10 protein-coding genes are annotated in these 14,781 nt (G+C 43.2%); 4 read left to right on the top strand and 6 right to left on the bottom strand.

From position 1 onward, the window contains the following. Positions 1-90: 90 nt before the first annotated feature. The gene (locus D9603_RS16050) at positions 91-834 is read right to left on the bottom strand and encodes a YciK family oxidoreductase (RefSeq protein ID WP_125252992.1); all 744 of its coding nucleotides are present in this window, start codon (positions 832-834) and stop codon (positions 91-93) included. A gap of 196 nt (positions 835-1,030) precedes the next feature. Here D9603_RS16050 and D9603_RS16045 point away from each other — a divergent pair, with 196 nt between their 5' ends. After that, positions 1,031-3,451, top strand: a complete 2,421-nt coding sequence (locus tag D9603_RS16045) for a VolA/Pla-1 family phospholipase (RefSeq protein ID WP_128732067.1) — start codon at positions 1,031-1,033, stop codon at positions 3,449-3,451. Positions 3,452-3,554: 103 nt separating this feature from the next. After that, the gene (gene sohB, locus D9603_RS16040; protein WP_128732066.1) at positions 3,555-4,580 is read left to right on the top strand and encodes a protease SohB; all 1,026 of its coding nucleotides are present in this window, start codon (positions 3,555-3,557) and stop codon (positions 4,578-4,580) included. A gap of 104 nt (positions 4,581-4,684) precedes the next feature. Here the strand turns inward: sohB and D9603_RS16035 are convergent, their stop codons facing one another. Further along, on the bottom strand, positions 4,685-5,038 hold the full coding sequence (locus D9603_RS16035; protein ID WP_128732065.1) for a HAMP domain-containing histidine kinase: 354 nt from the start codon (positions 5,036-5,038) through the stop codon (positions 4,685-4,687). A 110-nt stretch (positions 5,039-5,148) separates the two neighbouring features. Here D9603_RS16035 and D9603_RS16030 point away from each other — a divergent pair, with 110 nt between their 5' ends. Further along, positions 5,149-6,480: a M43 family zinc metalloprotease gene (locus D9603_RS16030; protein ID WP_128732064.1), complete on the top strand. Its 1,332-nt coding sequence runs from the start codon at positions 5,149-5,151 to the stop codon at positions 6,478-6,480. A gap of 41 nt (positions 6,481-6,521) precedes the next feature. On the opposite strand, the gene D9603_RS16025 is transcribed toward D9603_RS16030, so the two are convergent. The 4 genes from D9603_RS16025 to D9603_RS16010 form a co-directional block, all read right to left on the bottom strand. Next, positions 6,522-7,850 carry a dicarboxylate/amino acid:cation symporter gene (locus D9603_RS16025; protein ID WP_128732063.1) on the bottom strand — a complete coding sequence of 443 codons (1,329 nt, stop codon included), beginning with the start codon at positions 7,848-7,850 and terminating at the stop codon, positions 6,522-6,524. A 459-nt stretch (positions 7,851-8,309) separates the two neighbouring features. Then, the gene (locus D9603_RS16020) at positions 8,310-9,203 is read right to left on the bottom strand and encodes an ABC transporter ATP-binding protein (RefSeq protein ID WP_128732062.1); all 894 of its coding nucleotides are present in this window, start codon (positions 9,201-9,203) and stop codon (positions 8,310-8,312) included. Continuing rightward, positions 9,200-10,006 carry an ABC transporter permease subunit gene (locus D9603_RS16015; RefSeq protein WP_125253002.1) on the bottom strand — a complete coding sequence of 269 codons (807 nt, stop codon included), beginning with the start codon at positions 10,004-10,006 and terminating at the stop codon, positions 9,200-9,202. The genes D9603_RS16020 and D9603_RS16015 overlap by 4 nt, the downstream gene beginning before the upstream one ends. 173 nt (positions 10,007-10,179) lie before the next feature. Then, positions 10,180-12,000 carry a M2 family metallopeptidase gene (locus D9603_RS16010; RefSeq protein WP_128732061.1) on the bottom strand — a complete coding sequence of 607 codons (1,821 nt, stop codon included), beginning with the start codon at positions 11,998-12,000 and terminating at the stop codon, positions 10,180-10,182. Positions 12,001-12,328: 328 nt separating this feature from the next. Between D9603_RS16010 and D9603_RS16005 the strand changes: the two genes are divergently transcribed. Then, the gene (locus tag D9603_RS16005) at positions 12,329-14,602 is read left to right on the top strand and encodes an acyl-CoA dehydrogenase (RefSeq protein ID WP_128732060.1); all 2,274 of its coding nucleotides are present in this window, start codon (positions 12,329-12,331) and stop codon (positions 14,600-14,602) included. Positions 14,603-14,781: the final 179 nt, after the last annotated feature.

The raw sequence follows: 14,781 nt of genomic DNA, 5'->3' as shown, positions 1-14,781 counted from the left end.
AGAACAACTAAATAGCAGAATTTTAGCCTTGTTATCGGCAAGATTTTCTCACCTCAAATAGACCACTTAATTAAGAAAATTGGTATAAGTTTAATATGTTTGTGCGTCTAGTGATTGCCCATTGACATCTATAGAATCATCAGACATTAAATATAAATAAGTAGGCATCAAGTCTTCAGGTGTCTTTAGTTTATCTTTATCTTCACCTGGGAATGCTGATGCACGCATGCTGGTATTCGTCGCACCAGGATTAATACAATTAATACGTATATTGGTTTTGCCAACTTCTTCAGCCCAAGTTTGCATCATACCTTCTGTTGCAAATTTAGAGATGGCATAGGCTCCCCAAAACTCACGACCTTTGCGCCCTACACCAGAAGAGGTGAATACAATAGAGGCATGTGGCGCTTTGCGCATGACAGGGAACAAAGATTTGGTGATAACCGCTTGAGCTGTTACGTTTACTTTCATAATGTTTTCGAAAGTTGAAACGCAAAAATGCTCCATCGGTCCTAAAGACCCAAGAATTGACGCGTTATTGAGCAATCCATCCAATTTACCAAACTGCTGCTCAATGGTCGCTGCTAAGTCGCGAAAATGCTGCTTGGTTGCACCGCGCAAATCCATAGGTACAATAGCAGGCTGTGGATAACCTGCGTTAACAATTTCATCATAGACAGCTTCTAGCTTACTGGTGGTTTTGCCTAATAATATGACGGTTGCACCATATTTTGCATAGTTAATCGCTGCAACTCGGCCGATGCCATCGCCAGCACCAGTTACTAATATCGTTTTGTTTGCAAGTGCGTTTTCAGGAGCTTGATAAGTCTGCATTCTGGACCCCAAATAAGATGTTTATGTCATTTTATCATAATGCGCTAGCAAGTAAGCGAATTTATTGTAAATATGGCTGGCGAAATAACAAAGTTTGAGTTAAGTTTAACTGGTCTAATGTCTTATTAAAAATGCAATTACATAGAATTAACGAGAATTATCACAATAATAATAAGATTATGTCGGAGCCTATAAAATGAAAAAAATGCTACTCTCACTCGCAGTATCAGCAGCACTTGCTGGCTGTGGAGGCGGTGAAACGTTAGAAGACGTTAAAAATGATACCGCGCCCGTTTCTCCAACCATCTCAGTAAAATTTGACCCGTCTGGTGGTGTTATCTCAGTCCCTAACGATATATTGTTGTCAGGTACCCAAGATGGCACATTAAACTTACCAGGTGAAATGCTTGGAAAAGTTGATGGTGACGGCAATCCTGTGGTGACTCGTGCGCACTATGCAGATCCTGGTATTGTACTTGGAGCGCAAGATGGCTGGTCAACGCAAATGCCGTTTGCCATTGACATGACAACGCCAAATGGCCTTAAAGTTGATGCACAAAGCGTGCAGACCCCAGGTTCAATCCGTATTTTTGAAGTGAAAATGGGTGGTCCATTAGCCCAAGATCCAAAGTGCTCGGCACTACCTTCAGGAATTGCATGCGAAGTGGTGGCTGAGCTTGAGTTTGGTCCACAGGGTGATTTTGTAACGATGGCAAATAGTGCTGGTAACGGTGTTGTTATCGTTCCTGTCAAACCATTCAAGCCGCAAACTACGTACATCACAGTTTTGACGACGGGATTAAAAGATTCATCAGGTCAGAGCGTTGATGCCTCTTCAACATACTCGTTGCTACGCCAAGGCTCACCTTTAGTCACCGACACTCAGAAGTCACTACAAGCGGTGATCCAGAGTTATGAAAAAGCGGTAACTGATGCGGGTGTGACTAGTACAGAAATTATTTACACCGCAGCGATGACCACACAATCTGTTGGTGCTGGTTTAGCTGCAACCAAAGCTTTACTTGCACAATCGCTCGCGAAGAATGCGCCACCGGTTGTTGCGGTTCCGGCTCAGGCACCCATGACGGTCGCTGATGCACTAGAAGGTAAAGTGCCAGCAGCAGTATTACCGGCTTTTGAACAAATCAAATTAATGCGTGGTGTTATTCAGTTACCACAATACTTAGCGAAACCTCAGACAGGCGATATAGAAGCATTAGCAGATACCTACTGGCAGGCGTTGTGTGACAGCCCCGTTACTTTAGGTGGATATGTTGCACAAGGTGGTCAGTTACCACCTGAAGCGCAGGGGGACGACCAAATTTGTGCAAGTTTCCCAGTACCTGAAGGGGTTCCTCAGTTTAGGAGTATCGGTGTAGATAAACAACGATTTATCACTAGATACAACCCAATACCAAAGCAGCAATGGCTGGCGAATGTGCCGGTTCAAATTACATCACCTTCCGGCGAGGCCCCTAATGGTGGATGGCCTGTTGTTATTTTGCAGCACGGTATAACCAGTAAAAAAGAAGATATGCTTGGCTTGACGCTATCACTAACGCAAGCTGGCTTTGCGACGGTCGCAATCGACCACCCAATGCATGGCGAACGTGGTATTGATATTGACGGTGATGGTAACGATGAATTCAATGCCTCGACCGGTAGCGTACTTTCTTACATGAATCTGACATCGTTATTGGTAGCAAGAGATAACTTGAAGCAATCGGCTGCCGATTTGATGGGCTTACGTGTTGGTCTTAACTTTATTAACGTAGCATCGGGCGGTCAAGTTAACTTCAATACTCAGCAAGTCAGTTATTTAGGTCACTCTCTTGGTTCTATTGTGGGCCCAAGTTTCCTTACACAAACTAACGCGCCACTTGATGTAAATGTTGATCACCTATTTAAAGTGGATACGGCAGTACTTGCTAGTGGTGGTTCAGGTATTGCAAACTTCTTGATTGAATCAAAATCATTTGGCCCATTTGTGCAAGGTTCGGTATTGAGCTCTGCTGGTAATTTGGCGTCACAAGCATTCAATGGCTATTTACAGGAAGGGGCTGCTGCTGATTGCGGCGCATTTGCTGCGGTACCAAGTGAGTTTATGTCATGTGCGTACGCGACCTTTAGAGGTGGCCTAGAAGCTGCAGAGGATACGGCAACGCTTGCATTGATTGACGCAACCGTAACGCAATTTGGTTTTGCTGCGCAGACTGTGCTAGATAGTGCAGATCCACTAAACTACGCGTCATCAGTTAAGGCGTTACAGACTCCAGTTTATATGAGTGTCGTAACAGGTGGTGTGAATGGTAATGCTGCGGACTTGGTTATCCCTCCGACAACAGAACGTAGCTTCTTATCTGGTAGTTTACCACTTGCAAGCTTCATGGGGTTAAACTCAGTTAATGAAACGCAAGTCACTCCGGGTAGTTACGTGGTTAAGTTTTCTCAAGGGCACCATAGCTCGATTTTGACCACTGGTTTTGCTGAAAAAGCAGGTGGAACTGCAGCTGGCCATGCTGCCGCATCGGTTGAAATGCAAACTCAAGTTGCCAGCTTCTTGAAGTCTAAAGGCGCAGTACTTCAGATATCTAATCCAGACGTTGTTGCAAACTAAAGCGTTTTTCGAGACTATAACAGGCCGCAGATAGCGGCCTTTTTTGTGTCCATTTGACCGCGAACGCAATGGATAACTTTTTCAGCTAAACGAGGAGAGTAATTTGGCATTTTTGTTTGAATATGGGTTATTTTTGGCCAAAGCAGTGACTATTATATTTGCTATCGCAGTGGTTATTATGTTGGTTGTAGGTGCCAGCCATAAACCGAAACCAAAGAAAGGTGAAATTGAAGTCACTGATTTGAGTGAGAGCTTGGCAAAATCTAAAGAACAGTTTTTAGAACAAACCTTAGACAAAAAAGCACTCAAGGCACGCAATAAAACGCAGTCGAGAGAACAAAAAAACCAAGATAAGCTTAAAGAAACAGTCAAAAATGTATTTTATATCGAATTCAACGGCAGTATGGACGCACATGAGGTATCAGGCTTACGGGAGGAGATAAATGCTATTCTCACAATCGCTGATAAAGCCACAGATCAAGTTATTGTCTCTGTTGAAAGTGGCGGTGGTGTGGTTCATGGTTATGGTTTAGGTGCATCGCAGCTAACTCGTATTAAACAAGCAGGGATCCCACTGACGGTATGTGTTGATAAAGTGGCCGCTAGCGGCGGATATATGATGGCTTGTGTTGCAGATAAGATTATCGCAGCCCCGTTCGCGATTATTGGCTCTATTGGCGTAATAGCACAGATCCCCAACTTCAATCGTTTGTTGAAAAAGAATAACGTAGATTTTGAGATGGTCACTGCCGGTGAATATAAGCGCACATTAACCTTGTTTGGCGAGAACACCGATAAGGGACGCGAAAAGTTTAAAGAAGAAATCGAGCAGACGCATGGTTTATTTAAACACTTTGTCGCTGAAAATCGCGCTGATCTCGAGATCGAGAAAGTAGCAACGGGTGAACATTGGTTTGGTACACAGGCGCTCGCACTTAAACTCGTTGATGAAATCTCTACCAGTGATGATTTACTTATGTCATTAAACGAAAATCATCAGCTTTATAAAGTGAGTTATAGAGTGAAAAGGGGCGTTGCGGAGAAGTTTGGTCTGCAACTGGGCAATGCTTTGGAGCGTGTAGCCATCAAAACACTGTCTAAACTAAACCTCTCTAAGTATTCTGCATAGTACTCATTAATAATTGATAGGCGATAACTTATTATCACCTATCAATGCTTGCAAAGATAGACACTGGCACAGCAGCCTCCTTTAACAAACTCAATGTGGCACTGCTAATTAAGCTGCTGGCATAGTTGTTCCACTAACTTCAAGCCAAGACCATATCCTAGAGTGTCAATCTGCGCTGTTAGATTGTCCATGGATTCGGTGTTTTTTATCGTGATCAGATCCTGGTGTTGGTGTATTTCGATAGTGCCACAAAATGTATGCTGCATCGCATTTCCAATGAGGTTACCAATCACGATTTTAGCGGCGGCACTGGGAAGCCAAACCTGATAGCGGGATAAATCAAACGACATTTGAATATCACGCTCTGCAATTAAATAACTTAATGCTTTGACTTGTGATTGAATAAGCCAGTATAAAAAGTGGGGACGCGTAAGAAACGGGCTATGGAATAGCGGCATCTATTGTTTTGGGCATTAACACGTAGTGACAAATAACAAATTTGCGCTAGATTATACTACTAACTTTGGTTAGTGTAGCTGTTGGCATTTTTAATTTAAGGAAAATTTTGATGCTTTACATAAGAACTTATCTAATAGGAATATTGTCCCTATTTTTGTGGGGATGTGGCGGGTCTAGTGACTCACAACCCTCCGAAACCCCAGCTACAACACCACCAGAAATAAAAAGCTATATAATTTCGACTTCTTTTAATGAGGGGGGATTTATTACACCTGAATCATTCGAACTAGCCGAAAACTCAGACAAAACGTTTGTGATCAGTGTCGATCAAGGCCATGAACTAGAGAGTGTTTCTGGCTGCAACGGGACGCTAAATGAAGATAATTTTACAGTCAGTAATCCTGCAGCAAATTGCACGATCAAAGTCAGGTTCAAAGCCTATCAATATTCAGTTAATGTTGCGACCTCAGTTGGAGGCTGGGTAGACAAGCCCAATTACCAATTGCCTTATGGTGAAACTGCGAAGGTTAATATTAATCCCAATAGTGACCATTTTATAAATTCGGTAACAGGCTGTGGTGGTAGGTTAAATGAACAACAGTACACAACAGGTGCTATCAATGCTGATTGTACTGTAGATGTCAATTTCAATAGCCATTTCCCAATGCCTGCTGAAGGTATTGAACGCATACGTCTACCTGTTGTCGTTCATGTGATAGAAAATGAATATGTGCAGATAAGCGATGAACAAATATATTCTCAAATCGAAGCGACAAATCGACATTTCAGAGCTCTAAATAGAGATGACCTTGAAACAATTGACGATACACTTGTGCCGTATATTGCGGATACTGGTATACAACTTTATTTGGCCACTCACGATCCTGACGGTAACCCTCATTCAGGTATAAACAGAAAAACAGCGGCGTTGAGTATCATTACGCTCGATAATGCTTATGCAAAAGCTGAAAAAGGCGGCATCGATGCTTGGCCAAACGATCAATACATTAATGTATGGGTCGGGTATGCACGAGATTTACAAGGAAAGCTGGGATTACTCGGAAGAGCGAATATTCCAGGGCTTGTTGAAGATAGATTGGTAGGAGTTGTTGTAGCGGACTCTGTGTTTGGTGTAATACCTCCACGAGAGCCCAGATTTGATGAGGGAAAAACGTTCACCCATGAACTAGGTCATCTATTTGGTTTGATCGGTCACACACATGGCGTACCTACCGATGAAAATACCCACCGTCATTTGACTTGTGATGGTCAACCGACAACACAATGTAAAAATAGCGACTTGGTAATGAATTTTATGAATGCTGAGTCAGATGATAAAGATCAAAAAATGTTTTCCATCAGCCAGTATAAAGTGATGCAAACATGGCTGAAAACAGGTCCCTTACAGGCACTTTATCTTAACAATCAGAACAATAACTAGAACAGCTCCGGGTGCTGGCAAGATTAGTCTGCGGTGTATCGTTACGCTGTAGACTTTTCGCCGTCATCAATAGCATTTTTAGGTGTTGTATCGAGCTTTATCAGGCGCTCCATAACTACGCAGGCCGTCAGATCTCCTGTGACATTGAGCACGGTTCTACACATATCTAAGATCCTATCTACTCCCAAGATAAGGGCAATACCAGCTGCAGGGATCCCAAAGCTGGTTAATACTGAAGCCAAAATTACAATACCGACCCCAGGGGTACTCGGGGAGCCAATGGATGCACCTACAGTGGTGAGTATCAGTAACAAAATTTGACTGTCGGAGAGTGTTATACCAAAAACTTGAGTCAAAAATAGTGCTGCGATCACTTGATAGAGCGCAGTACCGTCCATGTTGATCGTCGCGCCTAAAGGGATAATAAACTGAACAATCGGTTTTTTAACAGATAACGATTGCTCAGCTGTACGCATTGAAAGCGGCATTACTGCGGCTGAACTGGACGTTGAAAAGGCTAATAATTGCGCACCTTTAATTGCTGATAAAAAGCGCCAAGGGCTAATCTTTCCAGCGCTACTGGCTAAAAACAGGTAGACAAACATAAGTAATAGCAAACCCAGCAGCACAGTCGCAACATAAGCAGAAACACCCAACAGGGCATCGATGCCAATCCGAATAGTAATATCACAAAGTAACCCAAAAACCGCAAACGGAGCTAGCAGCATAGCCCAATTAACAATCTGTAGGGACAGCGTTTGTGCTGTTGTGGTGAGCTCCAGAAGCAGGGACTTTTGCTTTTGAGTGAGTGTGGTGATAGCAATACCGATAAAAATGGCATACATCACAATAGCAAACATATCTTTATCGAGAGTGGATTGAGTAATATTTGATGGAATAATTGCCACCATGCGCTCAGGAATGCTTTTTAACTCAACTGTAGCTGTAACGGTCGTGGTATGTTGGCTATTGAGGTTATCAAGTAGCTGACTATCCACATATTTCCCCGGCTCAATGTAGGAAGCAACCACCAAACCAATGATGACAGCAATAAAGGTGGTCATGACGAAGTAGGGGAAGATCCTAAGTCCAACCTGCTTCAAAAACGCGGTGTCCTTGTTACCCGCAATGCCAAGAATGATGGATGAAAGTACCAGTGGGATCACAACCATCTGGATCAAGGCTAAAAATAGGTTGCCAGGTAGTGCAACCCATTGTGCTATTTGTAGTGATAGCTCAGCACTAACCAGCCCTACTCCTTTAGGGGAAAGTAAAATACCCACGGTAATACCCAGTACCAAAGCCACAACAATTTGCAGCCATAGCATTTTCTTTTGTAAAAAATAACTAATGGAGTAGGTCGTTTTCATTCCTTTTCCTTGAAACTGAGATAGTTGTACAGACAATGGTTATTTATAAATAGCATATCAGGATAGGTGTGAAGATATTTTGATTGGTATCAAGTATAGAATGAGCGTAAAAAGCTGGTTGTGGTGAGGCGCGGCTAAACCAAATGAAGGGAGTGTCATCGCGGGTGAATATGTCACTAATTAGCCTTAATACTTGTTCAATTTGAAGGTGTAAGTCTGATGCTAACTGCGTTAAAAATTTCTTATTTAGAACAATTAAATAGCAACATTTTTGCCTGCCTACAGGACGTAAGTACCTAGGCGTTTACGGGACGCGGTAGCGGTGTTATCGACAAGGTTTTCTCGCCTCGAAATAGATCACTTAATTAAGATAATTGGTATTTTTTTAGAAGCGGCCTCGTACATATGGCAAAAGCCTGCACTAGACAGGCTTTTCACGGCTAAAAGCGGCGTCGAAAACTAACCGAATAGTTCGTCTTCCAATGTTTTACCATTGACTAAGGATTTGTAATGCCAGCCTTGTGCTCTGCATAACTGTAAAACATCAATATCAACTTGTTGACCGCTACGGTATTCAATAAGTATTGCACCACTTGCATTAAGCGATACACTCTCAACGCCCTGTAACGTCTTTAATTGTTCAACATGGCCATGGGTCCCAGTTTCTTTTAGCTTGACTGTCAAGGTGGCAAGTTCAGCTTGAGCAATACGATTAACCGCAGTTAGCTTCCCTTGTTGCAGGTGAAGTACCTGATCGCACAAGTCATCTAGCTCGACTAAGTCATGAGAGCTTAAAATAAAGGTAGTGTCAGATTGCAGTGTTCTAACTAAATTTCTGATCTCACGCGCATTCACCGGATCAAGGCCAGCGGTTGCTTCATCTAGTAGCACCACTTCTGGGCGAGAAAGTAGCGTTTGTGCGATGCAAATGCGTTTGCGCATGCCGTGTGATAATTCATGAGGTTTTGAATGAAAGCAGTCTTTAAGGTCGACCAGCTCAAGCACTCGGTGGGTTTCGTTTTCAGCCGTTTCTTTGTCCAACCCTTGGAGTTGTCCGTATAGGCACAATTGATTGCTAACTGAAAACCTAGGGTCAAGTTGAGCATCTTGAGGAAGGGCGGCAAGACGGCCAAATAACCCATCACTACCTGGTTTATGACCAAAAATACTAACACTTCCAGAATCCGCATTGAGATACCCGCAAAGTGTACTAAATAGCGTGGTTTTACCCGCACCATTGGGGCCTACTAGTGCGATTGGTGATCCTGCGTTGAGCGTAAACGAGACATTATCTAGCGCACGTTTTCTGCCGTATGTTTTAACGAGATCTTTCACTTCAATTATCATGGTCATAATGCGCGCCTTCTTAATAGTTCACAGCTAATTGCAATGAGTACCACACTATGGATAAGGGGGGTTGCAAAGCGAGTCAGGTTAATATTTTGGGCTATTGTTTCAGCGCCTTGGTATCCCGGGAAAAGGTAAAACAGGTATTCTGCGTATGCGCTGTACTCTAAGGCAAAAGCCACAATAGTTGCGAGTGTGATGTAGGCCAAAATAGCATAGATCATGCTCATTTTACTTGAGTTTGCAAAATGATTTGATACGGACATTAAGGCGATAAATGGCGCAGTGATCAGGGTGAGCTCCAATACAATGAGTGTGGCACGATGTAAACCACTTAACCATAAAGTAGGATCTCGAAGTACCATCAGAAGCCATGCACCGACGGCAGATATGGTGATTAACAAGAGTGTATTAAATAATTGTCCGAAAAAACGTCCGATAACAATTTCAGCACGGGTAGTACGCAGTGTTAAAAATCTAAGCGTACCCCGAGTTCTATCTTCTACGGTTTGATCAGCGCTAGCAAAAATAACAAACATAGGAAATAAAAAGATGGACCAAACTAGGTAGAGTGCGAGCTCCATTTCAGGCCATAGAGCAATTTTCTGCATGCCAACGACACCTGAAAAGCTCTGGATCATATTTTTGAAGTTGGGGTCGCTTACAATGGATACCGCCTCAGCAATGGCATACCTCAGTATGGCATACCACACCAGCACAAAGGCGGCGATGGCTATCCAGCCACGCTTCGTTGCAAACAAGCGCTGCAACTCAAAGATGGCAATAAGGCCAATTCTTTTTATATTCATAATGATCCTTACAAGTGACAACACAAGTCCTCACTACCGAGCGGCAGGCTGACTTTGCCTTGAGCGTATATGATTGAAGTTAAAAAAGGAAGTTATAGAACTGTAACAAAATTAAACCAATAAAAAACGGGCACGATTGAGTGTGCCCGTTTCTAGCTTTTAATGATTAACAATTACCAGCCGCAATTACGGCCTTTATTTTGCTCATCTAGGTAGCTCTGTAATGGCGCAAAGTAGTCTAGTACTGCTGTGGCATCCATTTCATCCTTACCTGTTAGCGTTTTAAGTGCTTGCTGCCAAGGCTTGCTACTACCCATTTCGAGCATTGCATTTAAGCGCTCACCGGCAGCCTTTGAGTTGTATACTGAACAGCGATGGATCGCTTCTTCGCTACCTGCAATCTCACACAGAGATTTGTGGAATTGGAACTGCAGAATATGCGCTAAGAAGTAACGGGTGTAAGGCACATTACCAGGAACGTGATATTTTGCACCTGGATCAAAGTCAGCTTCACTACGTGAAACGGGAGCAGTAACCCCTTGATATTTCTCTCTTAAATCCCACCAAGCTTGGTTATATTCAGCAGGTGAAATCTCACCTGAGAAAACCTGCCAACGCCACTGGTCAACAAGTAGGCCAAATGGAATAAAGGCAACTTTATCCAGTGCCATCTTCATCAGTAGACCAATATCTTTTGATTCATCTGGCACCTTGTCTAATAAGCCGATTTGTTTTAGGTAACCCGGTGTTACCGATAGGGCAATAGTGTCACCAATTGCTTCATGGAAACCATCATTGGCACTTTCTTGGTAATAGACAGGCTGCTGGTTATATGCGCGCTGATAGAAGTTGTGACCTAGCTCGTGGTGGATCACCGAGAACTCTTCTCCAGTACGCTGAATACACATCTTGATACGTAAATCGTCTTTAGCATCTAAGTTCCAAGCTGAGGCGTGACATTGTACGTCACGATCTTTTGGCTTAGTAAACAACGAGCGTTCGTAGAAAGTTTCTGGTAACGGTGCAAAGCCCATAGAGGTGAAGAACTTCTCCGCACCTTTTACCATTTTGATTTCGTCATAATTATGGTGAGCAAGAAGGGCTGTCACGTCATAACCCGGATCTGCATTTTCTGGTGCCACTAAATCGTAAATATTACCCCAGCTTTGTGCCCACATATTACCTAGTAGGTGTGCAGGAATTGGTTTATCTTGAGGTACTTTGTCTTCGCCATATTTTTCACCTAGTTTGGCACGAACGTGACAATGAAGTGAGTCATAAAGAGGCTTTACTTGACCCCAAATGCGGTCTAGCTCTTTTGCAAAATCATCCGCTGGCATGTCGTATTTACTGCGCCACATGGCACCTGTGTCTACATAGCCAAGCTCGTTTGCGCCCTCATTCGTGAGCACGACTTGCTTTTCATAGAGTGGACGCATTGGCTTTGAAACCTCACGCCAACCTTGCCATATATCAAGCAGCTCTTCGTAATTACGACTGTTAGCCATGGTTGCGGTCATGTCGCCTAAACTTAAGCAAGTGCCATCAGCTTTACAGTACTTCCCTTTACCGTACATGCCGTCTAATTCAGCGGTTAGCTTGGCAAGAGCCGCTGTTTTATCTGCATCTTTAGGAGCAGGTAACGTTAGGTTTAGTTTTAATTTATCTAATTTACGACGGGTATCTTCACTCAAGTTCATACCGTCGAACTGCGCAGCTTGGTTGGCAAGAGTCACCAACGCTGCGGTGTATTCTTCATTAACATCTGCTGAAAGAGAAGCGGTATCATGAGTAATAAAGTTGGCATAGATCCATGCTGCGCGGCTAGAGCGATTATTCAGATCTACAAGTTGCGCTGACGCTTTATCTAAAAATGCAATCGCATCAGCTTCTGTGAAATTTTTATTAGTAGTATCAGTAGTTTTACAAGCAGAGAGTGCAAAAGTACTGGCAACGATAAGCGCGCCAACACTGAGTTTAAATCTTGGTTTCATAGTGATTCACTTGTTGTTTTGATTAATACATAGACCGCTGTTTGAGTGACGTTCTATGGGGTCTTTTGTTCTGCACTAGTTGAATTAACCTGCTCGCTATACTGAGGGTTAAAGCAATTGGTGTAAAACGGTGAAAATTCATTTTTCACTGTGGGCAGGATAATAGCAGGCCGTTTTTAAAACGACAATTCTACGATAAATAAATGGCGCGTACTTATGTGTGCGAGAGCAGCGAATAGGGACAAAAGTTGAGTTAGGCTAATAATTAACCATACTTATATATTCTACAGTATTAGTTCCGTGTTACAGGCTATCAAAGGGAGTGTATATGACGTTTATCTTACTGGTTATATTAGCCATTGTGGTGATTTTTTGCGTTCGTGATATTCGGGTAAAACTGATAAGCAAGCCACTATTTAATTACTTCAAGTCAGCGTTACCCGAATTATCTCAGACAGAACGAGAAGCAATGGAAGCGGGAAGTATTTGGTGGGACGGTGCGCTGTTTTCTGGAAAGCCTAATTGGCGTAAGTGGCTCAGCAATGATAAACCTAAACTCAGCGATGATGAGCAAGCTTTTATAGATAATGAATTAAACACACTACTCAACATGCTAGATGAAGAAGCAATTGCTCAAGCCAATGACTTGCCGAACGAAGTCTGGCAATACCTAAAAGAAAAAGGTTTCTTCGCTTTTATTATCCCAAAATCGTATGGCGGACTTGAGTTTAGCGCCCAAGCTAATTCGACGATTGTTGCGAAGATAGCGAGTCGTAGCTTATCAACGGCAGTCACAGTTATGGTTCCTAACAGTTTGGGACCGGCTGAGTTGCTACTTCACTACGGAACACCTTCGCAGCAAGACTATTGGTTGCCGAAACTTGCGTCGGGAGAGGTACTCCCTTGTTTTGCCCTTACTTCACCTGAAGCTGGCTCCGATGCTGGTAGTATTCAAGATTATGCAGTGGTGTGTGAGCGAGAGTTTGAGGGCGCAAAGCAGCTAGGTCTTGCTGTAAGCTGGCAAAAGCGCTACATCACGCTTGCACCTGTTGCAGATGTATTGGGGCTGGCATTTAAAGTATACGACCCTGAACAAAGATTGTCTGAACAAGTTGAACTTGGGATAACCTGCGCGCTTATACCAACAGTACATCCGGGAGTAAAAATTGGAGATCGACATAGCCCGCTGGGGCAAGGTTTTATGAATGGTACCACCAGTGGTGAGGATGTATTCATTCCACTGTCATGGGTGATAGGCGAAGAGGCCGGAATTGGTAAAGGTTGGCGTATGCTTGTTTCTTGTTTGAGTGCCGGGCGGGGGATCTCATTACCAGCGTTAAGTGCTGGCACCGCGCACCTAAGCACGCGAACCAGCTCGGCCTATGCTAATGTCCGTCGTCAATTTGGTGTGCCAATAGCTGCATTTGAGGGGGTTCAGAGTGCTTTAGCAAGGGTTTATGGTTATACATATCTTATCGAGGCGGTGAGACAAACAACAGCGTTGGCCATTGATTTAAAACAAAGCCCGTCTGTGGTCACTGCGATTGCGAAGTATCATCTGACCGAACATGCAAGAGTGGCATTAAACGATGCGATGGATATTCATGGTGGTAAAGCTATTCAAATGGGAAAGATGAACTATCTTGCTCGTAATTACATGGGTATGCCTATCTCTATTACCGTGGAAGGGGCAAATATTTTAACTCGTAGCCTGATGATATTTGGTCAAGGAGCAACGCGGTGTCATCCTTTCATATTAAAGGAAATGGAAATTGTGCAGCAAGAAGATCAAATTATTGCGCTCAAAGAGTTTGATGAGATCTTGTGTAAGCATTTACAACATACCTCGATTAATGGCGTAAAAGCGTTTTTCAATGGTTTTACTTTTGCGAGTTTTGAGCGTTCACCTGTAAGTGGAGATGTTGCACCTTACTATCGCCGTCTGACGTGGCTAAGCCAAGCACTGTCAGTATATAGTGATATTGCAATGCTAAAGCTGGGTGGCACACTCAAGCGTCGAGAAATGATTTCAGCTAAATTGGGCGATGTGTTGAGCTATCTGTATATGGCTTCTTGTGTATTGAAAAAGTATGAAGATGATGGCCGCCAACAAGGAGATTTACCTTTGGTTAAATTTGCAGTAGAGCACTGCCTATACGAAGCGAGCAATGCGATTTACGCATTTTGTGACAATTTTACCATTACACCTGTGAGCTTCTTATTCAAGCGCATTGCCTTTCCCATTGGTAATTGGATTAAAGCACCGAGTGATATATTGGCAATTCAAGTTTGCGAACATGTATCAAAAAGCAATACCACTCGTGAGCGGATCTCACATTTATGCCCAGTGGTCAAACATTCAGCGGTAGACACGGTTGAACATGTCTTTATGCTAGAAAAAGCACATGCCCCTTTAATGGCAAAATATCGTAAGTGGTGTAAGCAAAATGCTGTTGATTTGAGGGGGAAATCCCTCGATGAGAAACTGAGCATGGCAACAACTGCTAACGTGATAGACGACAAAGCGTCAGAAACTATTTTTTGTATTGAAACTTTGGTTGCACAGGCGGTGGCCGTAGATGCGAAGGGGGCATCCTCATGATAGTTAAGCAATTGAAGCAACTAGGTGTTTGTAACGGCCAACTAATGGTGAGATGGGAGTCGCAATTAGAAAACAGAGCTAAACTTCTGGGGAAATTAATCGGCGCTCTTATACTAATTATCTTAAGTAACCCCAGCTCGGGATAAGAATTTAAAAACGAGGGAACTATATGCTGTTCC

Source organism: Pseudoalteromonas sp. PS5 (assembly GCF_004103255.1).
Lineage (GTDB): Bacteria > Pseudomonadota > Gammaproteobacteria > Enterobacterales > Alteromonadaceae > Pseudoalteromonas > Pseudoalteromonas peptidolytica.
Note: the sequence above shows the minus strand (reverse complement) of the source record. Positions and strands in the feature narration are given on the sequence as shown.

What these genes read in the sequence shown, in the direction of transcription:
- D9603_RS16050 (WP_125252992.1), bottom strand. Translation starts at nt 834, where the DNA reads ATGCAGACTTATCAAGCTCCTGAAAACGCACTTGCAAACAAAACGATA.
- D9603_RS16045 (WP_128732067.1), top strand. Translation starts at nt 1,031, where the DNA reads ATGAAAAAAATGCTACTCTCACTCGCAGTATCAGCAGCACTTGCTGGC.
- D9603_RS16015 (WP_125253002.1), bottom strand. Translation starts at nt 10,006, where the DNA reads ATGAATATAAAAAGAATTGGCCTTATTGCCATCTTTGAGTTGCAGCGC.
- D9603_RS16010 (WP_128732061.1), bottom strand. Translation starts at nt 12,000, where the DNA reads ATGAAACCAAGATTTAAACTCAGTGTTGGCGCGCTTATCGTTGCCAGT.
- D9603_RS16035 (WP_128732065.1), bottom strand. Translation starts at nt 5,038, where the DNA reads ATGCCGCTATTCCATAGCCCGTTTCTTACGCGTCCCCACTTTTTATAC.
- D9603_RS16005 (WP_128732060.1), top strand. Translation starts at nt 12,329, where the DNA reads ATGACGTTTATCTTACTGGTTATATTAGCCATTGTGGTGATTTTTTGC.
- D9603_RS16030 (WP_128732064.1), top strand. Translation starts at nt 5,149, where the DNA reads ATGCTTTACATAAGAACTTATCTAATAGGAATATTGTCCCTATTTTTG.
- D9603_RS16025 (WP_128732063.1), bottom strand. Translation starts at nt 7,850, where the DNA reads ATGAAAACGACCTACTCCATTAGTTATTTTTTACAAAAGAAAATGCTA.
- D9603_RS16020 (WP_128732062.1), bottom strand. Translation starts at nt 9,203, where the DNA reads ATGACCATGATAATTGAAGTGAAAGATCTCGTTAAAACATACGGCAGA.